General features: G+C 53.8%; 16 protein-coding genes. 13 read left to right on the forward strand and 3 right to left on the reverse strand.

What is annotated here, in order from left to right:
- Window positions 1-58: 58 nt before the first annotated feature.
- The 6 genes from PBOR_RS02590 (at window position 59) to PBOR_RS02615 (ending at window position 5,800) form a co-directional block, all read left to right on the forward strand.
- The gene (locus PBOR_RS02590; protein ID WP_042210303.1) at window positions 59-1,456 is read left to right on the forward strand and encodes an ATP-binding protein; all 1,398 of its coding nucleotides are present in this window, start codon (window positions 59-61) and stop codon (window positions 1,454-1,456) included.
- Between the two features lie 117 nt (window positions 1,457-1,573).
- Window positions 1,574-2,848 (forward strand): MFS transporter, encoded by a 1,275-nt coding sequence (locus tag PBOR_RS02595; RefSeq protein ID WP_042210305.1) that lies wholly within the window; start codon window positions 1,574-1,576, stop codon window positions 2,846-2,848.
- A gap of 32 nt (window positions 2,849-2,880) precedes the next feature.
- Window positions 2,881-3,543 carry an NAD(P)H-binding protein gene (locus tag PBOR_RS02600; protein WP_042210306.1) on the forward strand — a complete coding sequence of 221 codons (663 nt, stop codon included), beginning with the start codon at window positions 2,881-2,883 and terminating at the stop codon, window positions 3,541-3,543.
- Window positions 3,544-3,649: 106 nt separating this feature from the next.
- Window positions 3,650-4,030, forward strand: a complete 381-nt coding sequence (locus tag PBOR_RS02605; RefSeq protein ID WP_042210307.1) for a RidA family protein — start codon at window positions 3,650-3,652, stop codon at window positions 4,028-4,030.
- A 161-nt stretch (window positions 4,031-4,191) separates the two neighbouring features.
- The gene (locus PBOR_RS02610; RefSeq protein ID WP_042210308.1) at window positions 4,192-4,767 is read left to right on the forward strand and encodes a TetR/AcrR family transcriptional regulator; all 576 of its coding nucleotides are present in this window, start codon (window positions 4,192-4,194) and stop codon (window positions 4,765-4,767) included.
- 223 nt (window positions 4,768-4,990) lie between these two features.
- The gene (locus PBOR_RS02615) at window positions 4,991-5,800 is read left to right on the forward strand and encodes an alpha/beta hydrolase (protein WP_042210310.1); all 810 of its coding nucleotides are present in this window, start codon (window positions 4,991-4,993) and stop codon (window positions 5,798-5,800) included.
- A gap of 89 nt (window positions 5,801-5,889) precedes the next feature.
- Here the strand turns inward: PBOR_RS02615 and PBOR_RS02620 are convergent, their stop codons facing one another.
- On the reverse strand, window positions 5,890-6,654 hold the full coding sequence (locus tag PBOR_RS02620; protein ID WP_042210312.1) for a TspO-related membrane protein: 765 nt from the start codon (window positions 6,652-6,654) through the stop codon (window positions 5,890-5,892).
- A 230-nt stretch (window positions 6,655-6,884) separates the two neighbouring features.
- Here PBOR_RS02620 and PBOR_RS02625 point away from each other — a divergent pair, with 230 nt between their 5' ends.
- The 3 genes from PBOR_RS02625 (at window position 6,885) to PBOR_RS35200 (ending at window position 14,204) form a co-directional block, all read left to right on the forward strand.
- Window positions 6,885-9,344 (forward strand): glycoside hydrolase family 31 protein, encoded by a 2,460-nt coding sequence (locus PBOR_RS02625; protein ID WP_042210314.1) that lies wholly within the window; start codon window positions 6,885-6,887, stop codon window positions 9,342-9,344.
- Between the two features lie 947 nt (window positions 9,345-10,291).
- Complete coding sequence (locus PBOR_RS02630) at window positions 10,292-13,384, forward strand: DEAD/DEAH box helicase (protein ID WP_042210315.1); 3,093 nt, start codon at window positions 10,292-10,294, stop codon at window positions 13,382-13,384.
- A 34-nt stretch (window positions 13,385-13,418) separates the two neighbouring features.
- Complete coding sequence (locus PBOR_RS35200; protein ID WP_052429301.1) at window positions 13,419-14,204, forward strand: hypothetical protein; 786 nt, start codon at window positions 13,419-13,421, stop codon at window positions 14,202-14,204.
- A gap of 74 nt (window positions 14,205-14,278) precedes the next feature.
- Here the strand turns inward: PBOR_RS35200 and PBOR_RS02640 are convergent, their stop codons facing one another.
- Both PBOR_RS02640 and PBOR_RS02645 read right to left on the reverse strand, forming a co-directional pair.
- On the reverse strand, window positions 14,279-14,953 hold the full coding sequence (locus PBOR_RS02640) for a GTP pyrophosphokinase (protein WP_042218840.1): 675 nt from the start codon (window positions 14,951-14,953) through the stop codon (window positions 14,279-14,281).
- A 284-nt stretch (window positions 14,954-15,237) separates the two neighbouring features.
- Window positions 15,238-15,612 carry a hypothetical protein gene (locus tag PBOR_RS02645; protein WP_042210316.1) on the reverse strand — a complete coding sequence of 125 codons (375 nt, stop codon included), beginning with the start codon at window positions 15,610-15,612 and terminating at the stop codon, window positions 15,238-15,240.
- A gap of 190 nt (window positions 15,613-15,802) precedes the next feature.
- On the opposite strand from PBOR_RS02645, the gene PBOR_RS02650 reads away from it, so the two are divergent.
- The 4 genes from PBOR_RS02650 to PBOR_RS02665 are packed head-to-tail and all read left to right on the forward strand — an operon-like array spanning window position 15,803 to window position 18,426.
- Window positions 15,803-16,603 carry a zinc ribbon domain-containing protein gene (locus PBOR_RS02650; RefSeq protein WP_042210317.1) on the forward strand — a complete coding sequence of 267 codons (801 nt, stop codon included), beginning with the start codon at window positions 15,803-15,805 and terminating at the stop codon, window positions 16,601-16,603.
- A gap of 37 nt (window positions 16,604-16,640) precedes the next feature.
- Window positions 16,641-17,459, forward strand: coding sequence for a TrmB family transcriptional regulator (locus tag PBOR_RS02655; RefSeq protein WP_042210318.1), 819 nt, complete (start codon window positions 16,641-16,643; stop codon window positions 17,457-17,459).
- 43 nt (window positions 17,460-17,502) lie between these two features.
- Window positions 17,503-17,808, forward strand: a complete 306-nt coding sequence (locus PBOR_RS02660) for a hypothetical protein (RefSeq protein WP_042210319.1) — start codon at window positions 17,503-17,505, stop codon at window positions 17,806-17,808.
- A gap of 42 nt (window positions 17,809-17,850) precedes the next feature.
- Window positions 17,851-18,426, forward strand: coding sequence for a xanthine phosphoribosyltransferase (locus PBOR_RS02665; protein WP_042210320.1), 576 nt, complete (start codon window positions 17,851-17,853; stop codon window positions 18,424-18,426).
- Window positions 18,427-19,131: the final 705 nt, after the last annotated feature.

A 19,131-nucleotide genomic window follows, 5' to 3' on the forward strand; every position in this document is an offset into this window, starting at 1 on the left:
TCTATGATACTATAAATAATAATCGTTGTTATCTTATTTTTGTTCCAGGAGTGAGGCTATGGAATATGTAAAAATCTTTTTTGTGAACACAGCTTTGCTGATTACATTATCTTATCTGGCAAACTTAATATACAAACATACGGTGACCTATGCTTCTGAACCTGTGAAAAAAGTAAGCTGGGTCCTGCTCGCGATCTTCGCCGGGTGGGTAAGTACAATTTTCGGATACAGGCTGGACGAGCATGTGATTTTTGACCTGCGGTTTGTGCCGCTTATTATTTCTACACTGGCTTATCCCCAGCCTCTGGTTCTTATCATTATTGGTGTCGGCACCGGGCTTACGCGGTTGACCTTCGGGGTTACCGAAGCAGCTGTGGTAGGCGTGCTGAATTTATCTATCCTGGGCTTCGTCTGCGCTGGCCTGAGCCTCTGGATGCAGCGTTCTTCTGCCTCTGTGATCCAAAAGGGACTGATTGCTGTCCTGGTGGTAAATGTAGTGAATGCGTTGAATATTACGGTATTTGGAGTTATCCCGGCGCAGGAATACATAACGGATATTCTGCCGGTCACGTTCCCGGCAGGCTTTGCTCTCAGCGTACTGTTTGCGCTGATCATCCGCGACTTCCAGCTGGATCTGATGCGCACCGGACAAATCGTACGTGCCAATGAGCTTTTGTCAGAGCAGACGGAGGAGCTTCATAAGAATAAAATCGTGCTGGAGGAGAGGGCCAAACAGCTGATGCTTGCCTCGCAGTTCAAGTCGGAGTTCCTGGCCAATATGTCCCATGAGCTGAGAACACCGCTTAACAGTATCATTAACCTGTCCCAGCTAATTGAAGAAAGCGAAGATGAACTGAGTGTGGAAGAGCTGGCAGAATACGGCGGGATCATTCACCGCTCGGGTGAAGATCTGCTCTCGCTTATTAATGATATTCTGGACTTGTCCAAGGTAGAAGCCGGGAAATTGGATATCGTTCATGAAGATTTCAATGTCAGTGAGATTCCTGATCTGCTCCTTCAGCAGTTCAGTGTAGTGGCCAAACAGAAGCAGCTTGCCTTCGATATTTCCCTGGATACAGAAATGCCGGGGGTTATCTATACGGATCCCCAGCGGGTGCAGCAAATTCTCCGCAATCTGCTCTCGAATGCCTTCAAATTCACTATGACAGGCGGTGTATCGCTGAATGTGCGCGTAGTGGAACAGCAAGAGGGCCTTTCCTCGCGGAAATGGGTCGCCTTTGAGGTGCAGGATACCGGAATTGGCATTCCGCCGGAGAAGCATGATCTGATCTTCGAAGCGTTTGAGCAGGCGGATACGAACATCAGCCGCAAGTACGGCGGAACAGGGCTGGGCTTGTCGATCAGTAATGATCTGGCCAGACTGCTTGGCGGGTTCATTACTTTGCACAGCCGCGAGGGACAGGGAAGCTTATTCTCCCTGTATTTGCCGCTTTAACCCCTGAGAATGGGTAGATTCCGGGCTCCAACTTTATTTGTGATATCGGTGTATTGACAGGAGATTGATGCGGAGTAGAATGAAGCAAAAGCCGCATCAAAGGAGTGTCATCACCCCATGAACATCATGAGAAACCGGCCGCTGCGGAACCGCTACAGGGACGTCCGCAAGGCCTCGATACATCGCAAGAATCTGCAGATTGCTACCTTTGAGGGGATACCAGCCACTATCTTTCAGGTGCTGCTGCAAGGGCAGTTCCTGACAGGCTTTCTGTTATATCTAGGGGCGAGCTCCAGCCAGATCGGATTTGTCCTGGCGCTTACCACCCTGGTGAATGTAGCGCAGATTGGCGTAGCTTTCCTGATCCAGAAGCTGCCGAGCCGTAAATGGGCAATGGTTACTTTTATCGGACTGCACAGACTGCTCTGGGGATCTACCGGCCTTGTGCCGTTCATCTTTCCGCAAGAGTATTGGGTTACCGCTTTCATAGTTATGTATACAATCGCTTTCATTGCTAATACAGCAGGCGGTGTGCTGTGGAGTTCTGTTATCAGCGATCTGGTACCGGCACGGGTCAGAGGCCGTTATTTCGGCATCCGTAATACCTTGCTTAATGCGCTGGGAAGTCTGGTAATGTACGGAGGCGGCATTATTCTGGACCGCTATCCGGGCGGGCACGGCTTCCTTATCCTGTATATTATCGTGTGGGTTTTCTCGATTTTGAACGTTGTTGTATTCTTCTTCTATCCTGATGTACCGTTTGAGAAATCAGAAGAGACAGATTTTCTGCCGATGTTTAAGAAACCGCTTCACGATAAGCTGTTTATGAAATCTACGCTGTTCCTGGCCGCGTGGCTGCTGCTGCAGAATTTGACCGTTCCGCTGTATTCCTATGTAATGCTGCAGCTGCTTCATATTAATTATGAGAAGCTCTCGCTGCTGAATGTATCACAGACGATCTTCATGATGGGCAGCTTCTATGTATGGGGCAACCTGAACGCCAAGTACAGCAACAAACGGCTGCTGCTCTGGACGCTGCCGATTATCGCAGTCTCCTCGCTGATGTGGGGCCTGCTGTCCGTATTGCCGATGCTGCCGGTTCTGTTTGCCGCGCATATTGTATTTGGCATGGGCGTGGGGGGCTTCAACCAGCTGGCCTTCAACTTCATTATCGGGGATACGCCGAAGAAGGAACGGCCGATGTATATGGCTATGTATGCGGCACTTACAGGTCTGGCAGCCTTTTTCGGTCCGCTGCTGGGCGGCCGGATCTATGAATGGATTAAGCATTGGCCCGAATGGACGCAGGTGTACGGCATGCAGCTTGTGGTAGGGACGCTGATGATCACTTTGGCGCTGCTGCTGGGCCGGCGTATTTTGCGGGATGAGTAATAAGAGGATCTGAAGAAAGGGAGGCAATCAGGGTGACAAGAATTGCGTTAGTACTGGGAGCTACGGGTCTGGTGGGCAGTGCCCTGACGGAGGATTTACTGAATGGTGACTGGGATGAGGTCCGCGTGCTTGTCCGCCGGCCGCTGAAGCTGCAGCATGCGAAGCTCAGGCAGATCCAGATCGACTGGGATCAGCTTGGGCAATATAAGGAACAGTTCGCAGGAGTGTATGCGGTATTCTGCTGTCTGGGAACCACGATTAAGAAGGCGGGTTCACAGGAGCAATTCGAGAAGGTGGATCTGGAGTATCCGCTTGCCGCCGCCGCTATTGCCAAAGCGTCTGGCGTGAAGCAGTTCCTAGCGGTGTCTTCGATAGGCGCGAACGCGAAATCACGCAACTTCTATACCCGTACCAAGGGTCGGGTGGAGGACGGGCTGATTGCGGCCGGATTCCACGGTCTGCATCTGTTCCGGCCCTCCCAGCTGCTCGGCGACCGGGAGGAATTCAGACTGGGGGAACGTGTGGCTTCCGTGATCATGAAGGGTCTGGACTTCGCCATGGTCGGCAAAGCTGCGAAGTACCGGGCCATCCCTGCGGCCAAGGTGGCCCGGGCGATGAAGAATATTGCCCTTGCCGATACAGGCGGCGTGCATATTTATACCAATGAAGTGATTCATGTAATCGGCAAGCACTAGATAACAGCGGGTTTGCAATAAACAGACCTCAGGACTTACAATGAGACATAAATGATATGTACATAGCGGTCCGCAGGCCGCGTACAGCAAGCAGGAGGAACGAGACATGAGTAAAAAGCAGGTAGCAACGAGCAAAGCCCCGGGTGCCATCGGACCTTACAGCCAGGCAATCATGGCCGGCAATTGGGTCTACACTTCCGGCCAGCTGGGCATGGACCCGGAAACGGCTGCACTGGCAGACAATGTGCAGGAGCAGGCACGCCAGTCGCTTAGCAATGTGAAGGCCATTCTTGAAGAAGCCGGCGCTTCCATGGAGCATGTAGTGAAAACAACGGTATATCTGAAGGATATGAATGACTTCGCAGCGGTTAATGAAGTTTACGCTACTTTCTTTACAGAGCCTTATCCGGCCCGCAGCGCAGTCGAAGTTGCACGTCTGCCGAAGGATGCGCTTGTTGAGATTGAAGCGGTAGCACGCAAGAAATAAGCTTTACTGAAGATAGAACCCGAAATGCCGGGCCGAATCCCATGTACCTCTTTGCAGGTGCGTGGGATTTTTGTTGCGGATGGGTGTGGAATAGAAAAAATTATTGAAGTTGTTGACATTCTACCTACTAGTAGGTATACTCGAATCAAGAGGTGAAGGAAATGAGCAGAGCCGATGACATCATGAATGTGGCCAACCATTTTATTCTTGAGAGGGGGTACAGTGCTTTCAGCTATGCGGATATTGCAGGGGAGATCGGGATTCAGAAGGCAAGCATCCACTACCATTTTCCTTCCAAGGCTAATCTGGTGCAGAGTGTAGTAGGCCGTTACCGGCAGCAGATTAAATCCAATCTGGCCTTGCTGGACGGGATGGAAGGTGATCCGCAGGAGAAGCTGACTCAATATTTGAACTATTGGGAGGTCTGCCTGGAGGCGCAGGCAACAGATATATGTCTCTGTGCATTGCTGGCGTCGGAAATTCCGATTCTCCCGGAAGAGGTCCGCAGTGAGATTAAGGCGCATTTTCAGGAGCTGACAGACTGGTTCATGAAGCTGCTCCAGGAGAGCAAGGTGCCGCTGCAATATACAACTGCTGACGTATCGGATGAAGAAATGGCTCATGGAATACTGGCAGGCATCCACGGCGGAATGCTTGCTGCACGGACATTTAATGATGTAGGGCAATTCCGGATGATCAAAAGCGGATTGCTGCATCAGATTAGCCCGGCAAAGTAAGTCCAGTTAAAGATACCCGTCATATACTTGAAGCGGCAGGGTGACGGGTAAAGCAGAACGAGCTTCATACAAAGATATAAGCCGTAAGGCATAACATATAGATTGAGGAAATTAGAGTGAGGAAATTAGATTGAGGAAATTAGAGTGAGAAAATTAGAGTGAGATCATATTTTTTTCATATAAACCTACCTACTAGTAGGTAAAAACAAAGGAGATGTTTATAATGACAAAACCAACCCTAATTTTTATCCACGGTGCGTTTGTAACCCCTAAGAGCTTTGAAACACTGATGGCCTATTTCAGCAGCCAGGGGTTTCCGGTACTTGCACCAGCCTGGCCTTATCATGAAACGAAAGCCGCTGAGCTGAAGAGTGATTCTTCCGGCCAATTGGGGAAAATTGGCTTAGAGGAGCTGGTTGAGCATTATGCCAGAATCATCCGCACCCTGCCGCAGAAGCCGGTTATCATCGGCCATTCCTTCGGCGGAGCCCTGACCCAGCTCCTGATGGACCGTAATCTGGGCCTGGCCGGAATAGCGATTGATTCTGCAGGCACCAAAGGGATCGTCGCGGCGGCTTACCCGACAACTACCCGGACCATTGCCCGCATCTTCCTGGCCCCCTGGAAGAAAACCTTCCTGATGAACCCGAAGGAATTCAAGTACGGCTTCGTTCATAATATGCCCAAAGCTGAGCAGGAGCAGGCATACCGGGAGCATGTGGTGCCGGAGACATCACGGATCTTCTTCCAGGCAGCCGCCGCACCATTCTCTGCCAAGTCACCGGCAGCGGTCAATTATGACAACGGTGACCGCGGGCCGCTGCTCATGATTGCCGGCGAGCTGGACCGGATCATACCTGCAAAGATGGTGCGCAAAAACTTCGGCTTCTACAATCAGAACTCGGGAGCGGTGACCGAATACAAGGAGTTTGCCGGCCGGAGCCATTGGATTATTGCCGAGCCGGGCTGGAAAGAGGTTGCAGAGTATATGGAGAACTGGCTGGAACGCCAGCTGCCGTCTGGTTTGATCTGATAAGCAGCTGCACAGAACGGATAGTAATGATAAAGGCTGCCCCGCCTCTTTGCAAGAGGGGGCAGCCTTATGTCTTTTCACCGATATCGTTAATATCTGCTGCGGTTACGCGGCGGGGTCAGCAGCAGCCAGATGCTGTAGAGCAGCAGAAGTCCAGCGGCAATCAGTCCGGTGAAGAAAATATTATCTGTATCCTTCTGTTCGATGGCAATGGCAATGAAGGCCCAGACGAAGACGAGCGGATAGATGCTGTCCCGGTGAGGGAAGCTCACAATAACAGCGAGCACTGCCCCCACACAGAGCATGATCACAGCCCAGAGCGAACCGCTTAGCCCGAAGCCGTCCCAGTTATTCTTCTCCAGTACGATGCTTACATTAACGATGGTGGCTACGGAGATCCAGCCGAGATATATGCTGAAGGGCAGTCTAACCAGCCATTTCTCGCCCGAGGTGGGGGCCGTGATGCTGCGGGTGCGGCGGTAGATTACGATCAGTGAAATCAGCATAAGCACCATGACAACCAGCGACAGCTCAATGTACAAATAATGCCAGAGGACCAGCCAGCCCATATTAAATATACAGCTGAGCATGAACCAGATGCCTATACTCTGCACGGAATCCCTTCCTCCGGTATCCCTGCGGAACTGATAAATAATGAACCCGGCAAGCAGCAGGTAAATCAGAGACCAGATAGAGAATGCGTAGCCGGCCGGGGTAATGTAAGTATGATACCTGTCCGAAATTTCTCCGGTACTGTTCCCGCCAAGCGGCAGCGTTACCGACAGCGTATTGACGGCAATTACGCCGAGGTACAGCAGCAGATTCCACCACTTATAAGGGTTGCTTCTTCTCATGTTCTTGTCACTCCCTAAGTTTAGGTTATTTAGTATGTGCCCATCCTTGGCCTACATAGAATATACCCGCATTCACGGCAATTAAGACTATCTCCGGCAAAAAAATGACCAACAAGTCATAAAATTTGCGGATAGTATTCCGCAAGCCCGGGGTAATATGTAGAGAAGAAGTGCTAATACGGGAATACGTGAATGAACAAGCAGGCAATAGCCGAAGGGGGACATGAGGCATGGAGAGCAGCGAGGCGATACGCCCCGAGAAGATGGGACCACTGGTGATGAAGGAGACCTGGAACACCCCGGGCAGCGTGGTTTCCTGGGAACGTTCGGAGAATGTCTATATCTGCCGCGGGGAATGTGCCGGGGTTGTCTTAATCTTTTTGAGTGATGATATGTTCCGGATGAAAGTCTTTCATGGAAGGGTGCCCGATCTGACCACATCGCAGGCGGTGATGAATGAGAGCTGTATCCCGCATCTGTTTCCTGTGGATGAGACGGAGGAGCAGCTGATCTTCACGACGAGCGCCATCCGGCTGATTATCGAGAAATCATCGTTCCTTCTCCGTGTGGAGAATACCTCAGGCAAGGTGATTATGCAGCAGAATCTGACCAGCTGGAACCCGCGCGGCGCCAGCCATGCGGAGTATGATATGCAGCCGGATTCGCATTTTTACGGACTGGGTGAGAAGTCGAGCTTCCTTGATAAACGCGGGGAGCGTTATACGAACTGGAATACCGATGTGTTTGCCCCGCATCTGCCGGAGATTGAGGCGCTCTACGAATCTATTCCGCTGCTTATTCACATGCACGGCGATCTCTCCTACGGGTTATTTCTGGACAACACGGGCCGGAGCGATTTCGACATGCGTTCGCATGGCGTTGCTTTTACCATTGGCTGCTCTACAGGGGAATACGACATTTATTTCATTAACGGGCCTGAGATGAAGGATGTTGTCCGAAGATACACCTCGCTCACCGGCAGAATAGCGCTTCCGCCCAAATGGGCGATCGGCTACCACCAGTCGCGCTACAGCTATATGAACCAGCAGGAGGTGCTGCAGCTTGCCCGTACCTTCCGTGAGAAGAACATTCCGTGCGACGTCATTTATCTTGATATCCATTATATGGACGAGTACCGCGTATTCACCTTTGACCCCGTCAACTTCCCTGATCCGCAGAAAATGATCTCAGAGCTCGGGGAGCTGGGCGTGCGGATCGTGCCCATTGTGGATCCCGGAGTCAAAAAAGACCCCAAATACGAGGTGTACAAGCAAGGTGTGCTGGAGAAGCATTTCTGCCGCCGCCTGGAGGGGGATATCTTCTTCGGCGAGGTCTGGCCGGGGATCAGCGCATTTCCCGATTTCAGCGACAGCCGGACCGCCGAGTGGTGGGGCGATTTGCATAAGTACTACACGGACCTCGGCATCCAGGGGATCTGGAATGACATGAACGAGCCGGCGGTCTTCAATGAGACCAAGACGATGGATCTCGATGTGATGCATTTCAACAACGGACGTCCGGTTACCCATGAGGAATACCACAATCTGTACGGCATGATGATGTCCAAAGCCACGTATGAGGGGCTTGCCGAGCATATGGGGGGCGAGCGGCCTTTTGTGCTAACCCGGGCCGGTTATGCGGGCATCCAGCGGTATGCAGCCGTATGGACCGGGGATAACCGCAGCTTCTGGGAGCATATGGCGATGGCGATGCCGATGGTGCTCAATATGGGACTGTCGGGACTGGCGTTCTCCGGGCCGGATATCGGCGGGTTCGCCCATCATACGTCCGCACAGCTGCTGGTGCGCTGGACGCAAATGGGCGTGTTTTTCCCATACTGCCGCAATCATTCTTCCATCGGAACGCTGCGCCAGGAGCCTTGGTCCTTCGGTGAAGAGGTGGAGGGGATTCTGCGCGAATTCATCGGACTGAGGTACCGCTGGATGCCGCATTTGTACAATCTGTTTCATGAGGCGGAGACGAGCGGGCTGCCTGTGATCCGTCCGCTTATTCTTGAGTATCCGCGGGACCCTCATGTGACGAATCTGTGCGACCAGTTCCTGCTGGGCGACAATGTGCTGATTGCCCCGGTCTACCGCCCGGATACAGATCACCGCTCGGTCTACCTGCCGGAAGGCTGCTGGATTGATTATTGGGATGGGGAGATTCATGAAGGCGGACGTCATATCCTCGCAGCAGCGCCGCTGCACATCATGCCGATGTATGTGAAGGCGGGCAGCTTCACGGCCGAAGGTCCGTTGAAGCAGTATGCGCTGGAGGACACGGAAGAGACGGTCATCTTCCATCTGTACGGGGCGGAAGCTGCCAAGGGGTTCTCGGCGGCATTCAAGCTGTATGAGGACGACGGGCACAGCTTCGGGTACCGTAAGGGGCAATATACGGAGCTTGCTGTGCAGGCTACGGGTACCGAAGGCGGTCTGGTGCTGCAATGGGTGTATGGTGTGCATGATTATAAGCCGCGCCGGGAGATGCTGCGGTTTGCGCTATGTTATCCTTTCTTCACCGTGGCTGCGGTGGACGGACTTGAGGAGATCAGCCTCGAACAGCTGAATGAAGGCGTGGAGGGCTGGGCCTACAACGGGAAGAAGGGTGCGATTATTCTGCAGGCGGCCGATGTTCCGGGGGGCGGAGAGTTGCGGATTCAGGCGGACGATGAAGATGGAGAATAGACGCAGGAGAAGTAAACAGATTTAGGAAAGACGCGGGGAAGATAGAGGATGATATTAGTGAGATATAGGGTGAGGCAGGAGTATCCAGGATATGTGGAAAAATGACCGGAGTATGACCAAGTAATAACTAAGCATTAAATAAGCAATAACCAAGCAATAACGAAGTAAAGCGGACCTTGTAACATAAAGAGCCGGTTTCGCCTGACGGGAGGGGAAGACGGTTCTTTGTGCTGTCTTGAAAATGAACACTTTTGACTGTCGGGTAATGCAACTAACTGAATTAGTTGGATTTTCTCCACTTGCTGAGTCCTGAAGGGCACGCTATTGAACAGTAGATGGAAAAAGAGCACTTAATTATTTGCATACATGCCGTGGAAGGGGAAATGGACTAAATTAAGTGTCGTTTATCCATTTATTTATTCCAAATGCCTAAATGAAACGAAATTAAGATACGTTTTTCCACTTAATGTTGGCGTAAGAGCTAAGGGTAAGTGCTAAGAGTAAGAGTAAGAGCTAAGAGTAAGAGGTTTGATCCGGCTCTTAGTGTAGCAGCCAGCTGATGGTGTATATCCAACATTGGGTAAGTAAATTTACATAGGCGGTTCTAGGGGTTGAGCTACAATGGAGAGCCTATCCTAATGCTGTGAAAAATTAAAAAATCGGTCTTTCCGGTGCCCCGGAATGCTGGCCGAACTGCGAATGGAGCAGATTTGCAAAAAAACTGCAGAAAATCTGCGGAAAAATTGCAGAAAGGTTTTTAAATATAGTCTTTTTCGTATAAGATGAAGGGATGAAGAAAAAAGTTGCAGCGATAACCTCAAGTGGAATGGCTGTACAGTTACTGCTGCTAGTACGGCTTCATAATATATTTCTCGCGGAGAAGGAAACAGTCTTCCGGCTGGGACGGACTGGCTCTTTCTGTTTGCTTAAAAGAATGGAGATCATCAATGATTAAGCATCTGTATGCAATATGGTTAGGGGACGTATTATTTTGCTTCTCGGGCGAAACTTCTGAGCCGAAAGTGGACGCGTGGACACGTGTAATCAAACGGCTGGAGCTCCGGAGCGGCTGGCGTCCTTTTGCGGGTGCTGCGCTAAGGCTGGCAGAAGTGAAATATCCGGTCGCCGCTGCCGCCGTGGAAGGAAAGCCCGCGCGGCGCGGGATGCCGGGGCGTACCCTCGAAGGGCTGGCCCTGTCACCCAAGGATGCTTTCGAGCTGCTCCTTGCCTGGGATGAGCAGGCGAGCCGTGCCCAGGGCATAGAGCCGGGCGGAGAACTGCGCTACTGGTCAGCTGCTGCCCGTTTTGCGCTGGAGCTGATGGGCAAGGGCGGGATTGTACCCGGCGCCCAGCCGCCGCGCAAGGTGGGCTCACGCCGCCGCGGAGGCGAGCAGGCGGCGGCAGTATGCTGGTCACCGGCTTTCCGGGAAGAGGCGGATAAGGAATTCTTCCTGCAGATGGCGGCGTCCATGCCGGTGCTTGCACTCGGCACTCACGTAGCCGAGGAAGGGGATTTGTCCTCGCGTGAGGAAGCCGGCGGGTATGTGCTGTATTCGTTCCTGCAGGCTGTGATGACGGCGGAGATCAAGAATGTGGTTGCGGCTAACGAGAGTGTGCTGAGTCCATTCAAAGCGAATTACCGCCGCGGATACTCACCACTTACAGAACTGTGGTGGAACAGTCTGCTTACCGGCAGCCGGGATATCCCTGTTCAGGGGACTCCGGCTGAAGTGACCGAGCTTCTGACTGTCGTGAGTGAGACGGCAGGCAATGAGGTGCCGCACTTCGAGACAGAGGAAGCCCGCAGCGGACAGCTTAGCCTGGGCCTGCGGCTGGAGCCGCCTGCGGATGACAGCGAGCTGTGGCGGCTGACGTTCTGGGCGGAGAGCCGGGAGGAAGGTGAGTTCTGGATTCCTGCTGAAGCGGTCTGGAGCAGCCGGGAACGGGAATTCATGCTGTGGGGCAAGCGCTACCGCAATATTCAGCAGCAGCTGCTTGCTGCGCTGGGGCGGGCAGCCAAGATATCGCCGGATATTCAGCGTGCACTGGCCGAACCGGCACCCCGCGGGGTGGAGCTGCTTCCGGAGCGGCTGTATTTCTTCCTGAAGGAGAGTGTGCAGCAGCTGCGTGAACGGGGAATTACAGTGCAGATGCCTTCACGCTGGAGCCGTGAAGGACGGCGGCGGATTGGCATGAGAATGAAGATGCAGCCGCCGCCGGGCGGGGTCGACGGCCCTGTACAAGCAGCACTGGGCATGGAGGAGCTGATCTCCTTCCGCATTGAGGCCTCCCTGGGTGATTCGGATATCAGCGAGGAGGAGCTGAATGCTCTGGTGGAAGCCGGAGTGCCTTTTGTACGTTTCCGGGGGGAATGGATCGAAGTGGACCCGAAGGAAGTGCGTCAGGTCCTGAGATATATGAAGCGCAACGAGAGCGGAGAGATGACGGCAGCAGACTGGATGCGCCTGGAGGCCGAGGATGGGGAAGAACGGCTATGGAAGGGTATGTCGGTCACGGGTATGGAAACCTCGGGTTTGCTGGCCTCCCTCATGCATGGCGATGTGCTGCGCGGATTGCCGATGCGTCCGGTGCCGGACGATCTGAACGGCACCCTGCGGCCTTATCAGGAGCGGGGATATCAATGGCTTACTGCGCTTAGCGGTCTTGGCTTCGGGGTCTGTCTGGCCGATGATATGGGGCTTGGCAAAACCGTTCAGGTGATCACCTGCCTGCTGGACCGTGCCCTGAATGCGCCGCCGGGAGAGAAGCAGGAGCCAGTGCTTATTCTCTGCCCGACCTCACTGCTGGGGAACTGGCAGCGGGAGTTGCAGCGTTTCGCACCTTCCCTTAGCGTGCATATCCATCATGGCGGCCGGCGGGTACGCGGAGAGGGATTCACCGAGCTTGCCGCCAGCCATGAGATTGTACTGACTACGTATCACCTGGCAGGCCGGGACAGTGAGGATCTGGCCGGGGTGCACTGGTCAACCGTTGTGCTGGATGAAGCGCAGTATATTAAGAATCACCGCACCAAACAGGCGCAGAGTGTCATGAAGCTGACCGCTCCGCACCGGATTGCGATGACGGGTACGCCGGTGGAGAACCGGCTGGGGGAGCTATGGTCCATTTTCCACTTCCTGAACCCGGGTTATCTCGGAACCTATCATTCCTTCCGCCAGCGGTATGTATCCGGTGAAGGCGGAGAACGGCTGCGTGAGCTTCACCGCCTCGTTTCGCCATTCCTGCTGCGGCGCCTGAAGAGTGATCCGGATATTTCGAAGGATCTTCCTGAGAAGATTGAGCTGAAGTCGTATTGTCCGCTTACAGAAACGCAGGCAGCCCTGTATCAGGGCGTTGTGGATGAGATGCTCGGAGTAATCGGTGAGCGGTCGGGCATGGCCCGGCGGGGGCTGGTGCTGTCTTCCCTGACCAAGCTGAAGCAGATCTGTGATCATCCGCAGCTATTCCGCAAGGATGACGGCCGGAGCCTGCGCAGTGAGCCTTCCGGCAAAATGGACGTGATGTTCGAGGTGCTGGACAGCATTTCCGAGCTTGGGGAATCTGCTCTGATCTTCACACAGTATGTGGCGATGGGCGAGCTGCTCGTCAGCCGGCTGGCCAGAAGATACGGGCAGACTCCGCTCTTCCTGCATGGCGGTATTCCGAAGCGTGAGCGCGACGAGATGGTGCATGCTTTTCAGGAGGGGGAAGGTCCTGCATTCTTCGTCCTGTCCCTCAAAGCCGGGGGCGTAGGCCTCAATCTGACCAGAGCCAACCATGTGCTGCATTATGACCGCTGGTGGAATCCGGCAGTAGAGAACCAGGCTACGGACCGGGCCTTCCGGATCGGGCAGCACAAGAATGTACAAGTGCATAAGCTGATCTGCCAGGGAACGCTGGAGGAACGGATTGATGAACTGATTGAACGCAAAAAAAGTCTGTCCGAGCAGGTAGTCGGCTCCGGCGAGAACTGGTTGACCGAAATGTCCAACCATGAGCTGAAAGAGCTGATCGAGCTGCAGGGCCAGGACTGGATGTAGATGCAAGCGGATTGCAGAAAGAGGGGAATCATCTATGAGTGAACTGCTGGAGCTGCGGCTGGAGATGCTGCCCGGAATGATCAAGGCTACCGGGAGCCTCGGAACCGCTGCTGCGGAGGGGGCAGGCAAGCGGAGCAACAAGCCTGGGACAGGTTCTGAGGAACCTGCGCAGCGTGTGGTATGCACCTTGAATATCCTGCAGTGGCCGGCCGCCCGGAAGGATGAAGTGCTGCATCAGCTGTCAGCGCATCCCGGGGAGCTGTACGATCTGCTGCAGGGCAGCCTGACCGGCGGCCTCGCTGAACTGGATCTGCTGCCTGACGCGGAGCTGGACCAGGCGGCAGATGAACAGGGTACAGGCCTGCTGCCCCGGGAAGAGCTGCTGCTGCGGGTGAAGCAGCAGCTGTTGAAGGAGCCGCTGCTGGCCTTGGCCCTGCGCGGCCTGACGAAGGAGGAGCTGCTCTCCGGGGTGTTTGCTCTCTGGGCTGAGCAGGAGAATGAGCGGGATATTGAAGAGGGGACGCCTGCGCCCGTAACGCTTGCGTCCGAGCTGGCCCGGCTGGAACGCAAAGGCCCTGCGGTATCCTCCGGGGAATGGCTGGCCGAGGCGGCTGCAGAAGGCTCGCTGCATCAGCCGGGGCCGCTGTTTCATGAGATCTCGGCCCGGCCGTTTCCGGCTATGCCTGATGTGATTGAACCGGAAGAGGATTGGAGCACACTTCTGCCGCAGACGCCCAGAGCCCGCGAAGGGCTTGCGCTGCTGATGCGCCGGGTATCGGAAGCTGCCGCGAAACGTGCGGCAGGCCTGAACAAACTGTAAAAGTAGACGCAAACAAAGGCAGTACGTTAACAGCTAGGCTGCTAATGTACTGCCTTAATTGTATACATCTGATCTTAAGCTAACGGTCCGTTATTACTGCTGCCTTCCGATTCCGACAGCTCCAGGATCTCCCGGCGCAGGCGGAGCATCTTCTGATCCAGTTCATCAGCGGCACGAGCAGCCTCTTTTAATTCCTCAGCCACATGCGGCGGCAGCTGTTTGTCAAATTTATAGTAGAGAATATGCTCCATGCTGGCCCAGAAATCCATCGCCAGCGTGCGGAGCTGGATTTCGGCTTTGACCCAGCGGGTTCCTTCCAGCAGCACAAGCGGAATGGCGACGATCAGATGCAGACTCTGGTAGCCGTTCGGCTTCGGATGGGCGATGTAATCCTTAATCTCCAGCACACGGATATCCTCGCGCGCGCACAGGTGATCCACCAGCCGGTAAATATCCTTCACAAAAGCACAGACGATCCGCATGCCCGCAATATCGTGAATGTGCTGCTCCATATTTTCCAGCGTGAAATCATGGCCTTTGCGCTCCATCTTCTGCACAATGCTCTTGGGTTCCTTGATCCGCGACTTCACATGCTCGATGGGACTGAAGCCGTCGCGTACCTGCCACTCTGTTCTGATGACATCAATTTTATTCTCAAGCTCATTCAGAGCATGTCGGTAAAGCGCCGGCAAAGCTTTGAAATTCTCAACCTGCTTGGCAAAATCCTCGTGTACCTGCCACTTCTGCATATCCTTCACATGGACTTGCAGCTTGTGGAGGGTAACCTGTGTACTATCATATTCTTCCACTGAAACTCTCCCGGTATTCGTTATTTGTGACTGTAGACAAGGAACGGATGACTACGGCGTTCACATAAAATGCGCTGCAGTTTATGTAATTCTATTTTAACCGAAGTACAGCCCCCGACGCAAAACAAAGCCGGATGAAGCAGAAGAGAAACATTCTCCCCGCAGAAGCGTATTAGCTCACTATAGGCATACATATCAAATAGGGCGGCATATCAAGCCATGAATCATTTGTTGGTCGGGGAGCCGTCTCCGTATCCCTCATCCTGATAGCCCGTGTTCCCGAGCCTTTGCAGGACATTCATCTCTTCGATGAGCCGCTGCGTTTCTTCTGTCCCGTGGTCATGCAAATACTGGAACAGATGAATGGTCGCATCGTCAAACTGCTCCGCCGCATCATCATGATCGGCTGATTTATAGGGGACAAAAGCACGCCGGAAGGCGTAGTCGTCCTCACCGGCCAGACCTTTCAGAAGATCCTGGAGCACGGTAAGCTCTTCATCCGAGAGCAGAACCTCGAATTCGTTCGAGTCGTTACGCACATCCTGAATCAGGCCATGATTCACAGATACGAAATATCGTTTATGATTATCGTCAGGCAATGTTATCCCTCCATTATTCGATAATGTTCATCATGTAGTATTTAACACCTGACGACAAATAATGAATCTGTCAGGGACTTTTGGTATGATAGAGTCACGTTTCCACTGCTGCACGGGGCGATAAGGATGTATAGGGTTATTTTGCGGCTGGGAATCAGCCTATTCTCACTCTGGAGAAGGAGGAACTACAATGAATTTTCTGCAACGCATTAAAGACGGTGCCAGCCGGGTGAGTGAAAAAGCGCAAAGCTCGGTGGAAGTAGGCAAGCTGAACGGGCAAATTGCTGATATCGAACATGAGATGCAACTTGAATTTTTGAAAATGGGAAAGCTTTTCTACGAAGGATATCGTTCCAGAGATATGTCGGTGGCAGAGGGGCAGATGATCGAGCTGGCGCGGGGCTGTAACAAGCTTCAGGAGCAGATTGAGGGCGTGCGCTCAAGAATTGCCGAACTGAAGAATGAACGGCTCTGCGCCTGCGGCCAGATCGTAGCACTGGATGCCAACTTCTGCCCGCACTGCGGACGTAAGCTTGAGGAGCTGCCACTGCGCAAGGAACCGGTGCTGCGCAAGGACCCGGCGCCAACCGTTACGGTACATACCGTACATGAGCACGAAGATGAGGAAGATCAATACTACGGTGAGGAAGAATTGACAGAAGCGGAGCGGGAACTCGCTAAGAGACCTGAACAGCCTGTCCAGTACGCCGAAGCCTTGCCGGAAATTGAAGCAGATGTAGAGCCTGAGGAGTATGAGCGGGTTCATCCGGATACAGAACGGGGCCGCCGTGAGGCCGATGAGCTGGAGCGTGAACGTGAGCGCCAGCTGGAGCTGGACCGCCGGATCCGCGACTGGAAGGCCAGTGAGCCTGCAGAAGAGATTGACGTAAGCGAATCGGGTGTGCGGGATATCGTGAAATGCCAGATTTGCCGTGCCGATCTGCCGAAAGGCTCAATGTGGTGCCCGCGCTGCGGGTCGGAACAAATTTAGTTCAGGGTTAGACAGACAGCTTAGGGGGACAACATAGATGGAACAGTTGCTGCTGCATCTGCGCAATTTGGGTTTCACAGAGATGGAATCCAAAATAATGGTTGAGCTGGCCACCAAGGGCCAGGCTTCGGGCTACGAAGTGGCAAAGCAGCTAGGAGTATCGAGATCTAACGTATACGCAGCGCTTCAGCGCCTGACCCAGCAAGGCTATGTACGCTGCGGTGAAGGGGAGCCGGCCCGTTACAGCGTGCTGGACCCTGAAGAGCTGGCGACGATGATATCAGGCCGGGTACAGGCATCGCTGGCGTATATGGAAAGTGAAATGCCGCGCGGAGGTCCGGTTAGCCCTTCATTCTACAACGTGGAGGGTGACCGCAACGTAACGGGAGCGCTGATCCGCCAGCTGAATCTCGCGGCTCAGGAGATTGTGGTCGATGTATGGCGGGAGGAAGCCTCGCTGCTGCGCAGCGAGCTCGAACAGGCAGAGCTGCGCGGAGTGAAGCTGCTGTGGGCATTTGACGGCGGCAACGCGGCCCAAGCGCCATATCCGGTATGGCCGCCGCTTGGCGGTAAGCCGCAGCGCAGCGGTGGACGGAAGTTTTCTTTTGTCATCGACCGTTCCTGGTGTATGCTCGGCATGCGTTATGAGGACGGAACCGCACAGGCGGTGGTTACCGAGCATCCGGTGCTCGTGGAGCTGCTGCTGAATCATTTTACACAGGAAATGGTATTGTTCGAGCTTGAAGAAGATATGGGACCTGAGCTGCAGAAGCGGTACGGGGAACGCTATAGCCGGATATACAACAAATATGTATTGCATGACCAGGATGAGGCCGGAGAAGAACAGGCGGAGTAGCTCCCGGCGATGCATAGGATACTAAGCTAGGGAGGTGACAAGCGTGGAGTGTATTGTTCATTTTGATGTGCAGCATTCGGAAGGTGTTAAGCCGTTACGCGGACTGCTGTTTTTGGACGAAGGGAAGACGCCGGCAGAGCAGGATTTAATCGGTATGTTCAAGGACATGAATTTCAATGTCCGGCTTGAGGACCGGGAGAAGTTAGTGTTCAAACCTGTGGCACCGGGAGAAAAGTATTCGGAGATTCGGATTACCAGCTTTGACAACGGCAAAAAGAGCGGCAAGCAGGATAACGAGCTGAAGTCGATTGTCGGTAACCTGCTGCCCCAGAAGCCTGCGGGTCTGTAGCAAACGAAGCAGGGTCCATATGAGGGAAGAGGAGGAGCACGGATGGAGTTGTTGAGACAAAAGGTCATTACCGAAGGTATTGTTCTCGGCCCTGGTGTGCTCAAGGTGGATTCTTTTCTGAATCACCAGATGGACCCGTTCCTGATGCGTGAGGTGGGACGCGAGTTTACCCGCCGTTTTGCCGGGGAAGGGATCACCAAGGTGCTGACGATCGAATCTTCGGGGATTGCCCCCGGCATTATGACGGCGCTGGAGCTTGAGGTCCCGCTGATTTTTGCCCGCAAGCAGAAGTCGCTGACGCTGACGGAGGATATTTATGTGGAGAAGGTCTATTCCTTTACGAAGAAAGAAACCAATGAAATTACCGTCTCCCGTAAGTTCATCGCACCCGGTGAGCGCGTGCTGATCATTGATGACTTCCTGGCGAACGGAGAAGCGGCCTTTGGCCTGGCCCGGATTGTTGAGCAGGCGGGCGGCAGCGTCGTCGGTATCGGTATTGTGATCGAAAAAGCGTTCCAGCCCGGTAACCGGCTGCTGAAGGAAGCCGGCTACCGCGTGGAATCGCTGGTGCGGATTGCTTCGCTCGACGATGGCGTCATTGGGTTCGTGGAAGAGTAGGGAATACTGCCAGCTGGACTTGCGGCAGACGTAAATAACAGGCAGGCCCCCGGAGGGAATCCGGGGGCCTGCCTGTTATGCTTGAAGGCGGGCATAGTTAGCACGGCTGAAGCTGCAGGTAGGGGTGCTGGCTGCAGCTCCGCGTAAAAGCAGGGGCGCTCACGGCTGATGCCTACAGCGTGCGGCCAGTCATATGCCGCCAGTGCTTCGGTCAGGCGCTGGTTTGGCCTGCTGAGTAATGCGGGGGCCAAACTGAGACGAATCTGCTGGGCTGAAGCTATAGGGATGAGCGAGGTAGTTTGTGGGTAACATGGGGCCTGGAGGTGCAGAAGAGTGAACTAGTGTGAGTAATGCAGATATTGTGCGGGAGCGGGAGGGGATGTGCGAGCTGGTTCGTGAGTAACTGGGGTTGAGGCAGGCTGAAGAGTGAGTTGATGAGGGAAAGGGATGATGGTGTTACGGGGAAAATGGGGAGTGTGCATTGTAGAAGCTGGTGTGAGTAATGCAGATATTGTGCGGGAGCGGGAGGGGATGTGGGAACTGGTTCGTGAGTAACTGGGGTTGAGGCGGGTGTTAAGTATGTGCAATATCCTTGCGGACTGAAATGCGCTTATTTTGGGGATTTAGTGTGTTTTTGCTGCCAAACGGACTCCAGTGCGCTTATTTGTTCATTTGGGGCATCATATTGATCAATTTGCGGGGATA

Origin of the sequence: Paenibacillus borealis (assembly GCF_000758665.1) — a bacterium.
Classification (GTDB): domain Bacteria; phylum Bacillota; class Bacilli; order Paenibacillales; family Paenibacillaceae; genus Paenibacillus_AQ; species Paenibacillus_AQ borealis.